General features: G+C 70.9%; 3 protein-coding genes and 2 pseudogenes. All 5 read left to right on the top strand.

Annotated features, from left to right (window positions below; all coding sequences use genetic code 11):
• A partial coding sequence (locus AC2VNT_RS00285) for an SDR family oxidoreductase (protein ID WP_486944959.1) occupies positions 1 to 319 on the top strand: 319 nt, incomplete at its 5' end.
• An 11-nt stretch (positions 320 to 330) separates the two neighbouring features.
• Entirely contained in the window at positions 331 to 1,401 is a 1,071-nt protein-coding gene (locus tag AC2VNT_RS00280) for an NAD(P)H-dependent amine dehydrogenase family protein (protein ID WP_486944958.1), read from the top strand.
• Between the two features lie 18 nt (positions 1,402 to 1,419).
• Positions 1,420 to 2,715 (top strand): Nramp family divalent metal transporter, encoded by a 1,296-nt coding sequence (locus AC2VNT_RS00275; RefSeq protein WP_486944957.1) that lies wholly within the window; start codon positions 1,420 to 1,422, stop codon positions 2,713 to 2,715.
• Positions 2,716 to 2,841: 126 nt separating this feature from the next.
• Positions 2,842 to 3,193: pseudogene (locus tag AC2VNT_RS00270) on the top strand (IS607 family transposase); the annotation flags it as partial.
• Between the two features lies 1 nt (position 3,194).
• Positions 3,195 to 3,502 (top strand): annotated as a pseudogene (locus tag AC2VNT_RS00265) (IS607 family element RNA-guided endonuclease TnpB); the annotation flags it as partial.

The raw sequence follows: 3,502 nt of genomic DNA, 5'->3' as shown, positions 1-3,502 counted from the left end.
CGCCTACGGCACCGCCAAGGCGGCGCTGGCCCACTACACCCGGCTGGCCGCGCTGGACCTGTGCCCGCGGATCCGAGTCAACGCAATCGCACCGGGGGCGATCCTCACCTCCGCCCTGGACGTGGTCGCCGCCAACGACGCGCTGCGCGCGCCGATGGAGCAGGTGACGCCGATGCGCCGGCTCGGCGACCCGGTCGACATCGCCGCGGCCGCGGTGTACCTCGCCTCACCCGCCGGTAGCTACCTCACCGGCAAGACCCTGGAGGTCGACGGCGGCCTGACCTTCCCGAACCTGGATCTGCCCATCCCCGACCTGTGAAGGACACCGGCATGCCCATCCGCGTCGCCCAGATCGGTACCGGCAACGTCGGCGTCCACGCGCTGCGATCGCTGATCGCCGATCCGGAGTTCGAGCTCACCGGGGTGTGGGTGTCTTCGGACGCCAAAGCCGGCAAGGACGCCGGCGAGCTTGCCGGGCTCGACGCCTCGACCGGTGTCGCCGCGAGCACCGACCTGGACGCGGTGCTGGCCACCGGCCCGCAGTGCGCGGTGTACACCGCCATGGCCGACAACCGGCTGCCGGAGGCGCTCGAGGACTATCGTCGGATCCTGGCCGCCGGCGTCAACGTCGTCGGCAGCGGCCCGGTGTTTCTGCAGTACCCGTGGCAGGTGATTCCCGACGAGCTGATCGCCCCGCTGGACGAGGCTGCCCGGCACGGCAACTCGAGCCTGTACGTCAACGGCATCGATCCGGGCTTCGCCAACGACCTGCTGCCGCTGGCGCTGGCCGGAACCTGCCAGCATGTCGAGCAGGTGCGCTGCCTGGAGATCGTCGACTACGCCACCTACGACAGCGCGACGGTGATGTTCGACGTGATGGGCTTCGGCAAGCCGATCGACGAGATCCCGATGCTGCTGCAGCCCGGTGTGCTGAGCCTGGCCTGGGGATCGGTGGTGCGCCAGATCGCGGCCGGCCTCGGACTGGAGCTCGACGAGATGGTCGAGATCTACCGGCGCGAACCGGCGCCCGAGGACTTCGAGATCGCCAGCGGGCACATCCCGAAGGGCAGTTCCGCCGCGCTGCGGTTCGAAGTGCGCGGCATGGTCGGCGAGCAGGCCGCCGTCGTGCTGGAACATGTCACCCGGCTGCGTGCGGACTTGTGCCCGGACTGGCCGCAGCCGGCCCAGCCGGGCGGCTCCTACCGGGTCGAGATCACCGGCGAGCCGTGCTACGCCATGGACATCTGCCTGTCCAGCCGCAACGGCGACCACAACCACGCCGGGCTGGTGGCCACCGCGATGCGGATCGTCAACGCGATCCCGGCGGTGGTGGCCGCCGCACCCGGCATCCGGACCACTCTGGACCTGCCGCTGGTCACCGGGCCGGGCCGCCGGGGCTGACACCGAGGGCCTGACCGGATGCCGTGCCGGAGAACGCATTCGACGAACCTAACTTCATTATTCGTACACCAGAAGAACGAGGCTGCGTTGACCCAGGACATCCGGGCGCCGGTGCGGCCGGGCTGGTATCTGCTGGGACCGGCGTTCGTCGCCGCCATCGCCTACGTCGACCCGGGCAACGTCGCGGCCAACATCAGCGCCGGCGCGAAGTACGGCTACCTGCTGGTGTGGGTGATCGTCACGGCGAACGCGATGGCCGGCCTGGTGCAATACCTCTCGGCCAAGCTGGGCCTGGTGACCGGGCGGTCACTGCCGGAGACGGTCGGGGCACATTCCCGCCGGCCCACCCGGATCGGGTACTGGCTGCAGGCCGAGTTGGTCGCCATGGCAACGGATCTGGCCGAGGTGGTCGGCGGCGCGATCGCACTGAAGCTGATCTTCGGGCTGCCGCTGCTGCTCGGCGGCGTGATCACCGGCGTGGTGTCGATGGCGCTGCTGGCGGTCGGCGACCGCCGCGGCCCCCGGGTCTTCGAGCAGGTCTCCGGTGGGCTGCTGCTGGTCATCGCGATCGGGTTCCTGGCCAGCGTGGTGGTCAAACCACCACCCGTCGCCCACGTTGCCGGCGGTCTGCTGCCCCGTTTCGACGGCACCGAGAGCGTGCTGCTGGCGACCGCGATCCTGGGCGCCACCGTGATGCCGCACGCGGTGTACCTGCACTCCGGCCTGTCTCGGGACCGGCACGGGCAGCCCGCACCCGGGTTCGCCCGACGCCGACTGCTGCGGATCACCCGCTGGGACGTCGGCCTGGCGATGCTGGTCGCCGGCGCGGTGAACCTGGCCATGCTGGTGGTGGCCGCGGGCAACCTGCGCGGCCGGGACACCAACGGCTCCATCGAGGGCGCCCACGCCGCGGTGCGCGACAGCCTCAGCCCGACGGTCGCGCTGCTGTTCGCGATCGGCTTGCTGGCGTCGGGGCTGGCGTCCACCTCGGTGGGCGCCTACGCCGGCGCGATGATCATGCAGGGCCTGCTGCGCGTTGCGGTGCCGCTGCTGTGGCGCCGGCTGATCACGCTGATCCCGGCGCTGGTAATCCTGGCCGCCGGTATGGATCCGAGCCGGGCGCTGGTGCTCTCCCAGGTGGTGCTCTCGTTCGGCATTCCGTTCGCCCTGATCCCGCTGATCCGGCTGACCGACGACCGCGCCGTGATGGGCGACGACACCAACGCCCGGCTGACCTCGGCTCTCGGCTGGATCACCACCGCGGTGATCAGCGTGCTGAACCTGGTGCTGGTCTACCTGACCGTGGCGGGATAGTCCGCGGACGCCGCCGCCGGCCCGGACCAGCCGGCGACGTGCCGGGCCGGGCCGGGCTCGGGGGCTGCCAGCTGTTGCTCGGCGAGTGGTCGGTAGTTGTCGGTGGCGTGCTGCAGGAACAGTGGTGTGAATCTGGCGGTGTGGGCGCAGCGTAATGGTGTTGCGCGGGTGACTGCGTATCGGTGGTTTCCTGCTGGGGTGCTGCCGGTGCCGACGCGCAAGGTGGGCAGGCTGATCCTGGTGGACGAGCCGACTACCACACCAGGTGCGCAGCCCAGGACCGCGGTGTATGCGCGGGTGTCGTCGGCGGATCAGAAAGCGGATCTGGAGCGGCAGGTGGCGCGGGTGACCGCGTGGGCCACGTCGCAGCAGATGTCGGTGGACAAGGTGGTCACCGAGGTCGGTTCGGCGTTGAACGGGCATCGCCGCAGGTTCCTCGGTCTGCTCGGTGGCCCGGATCGTGGTGGAGCATCGGGACCTCCCGGGCCGGTGAGCGGGCCGGCCGGCGGGTCGGGTTCCCGCGGTTCAAGACGAAGGGCCGCGACGCCGACCGGGTGTGTTTCACCACCGGTGCGATGCGTGTCGAGCCCGACCGGCGGCATCTGACGCTGCCGGTGATCGGCTGTGTGCGCACCCAGGAGAACACCCGCCGGCGGCAGCGGCTCATCGCGAAAGGACGGGCACGGGTGCTGGCCATCGGTGTGCGCCGCAACGGCACCCGCCTGGATGCCAGCGTGCGGGTGTGCGTGCAGCGCCCCCAGCAGCCGCGGGTGGCCCGTCCTGATTC

The sequence above is a fragment of the Mycobacterium sp. TH-M15 genome (genome assembly GCF_057473705.1).
The sequence above is the reverse complement of the archived record's forward strand: the minus strand, read 5'-3'. Positions and strand labels throughout refer to the sequence as shown.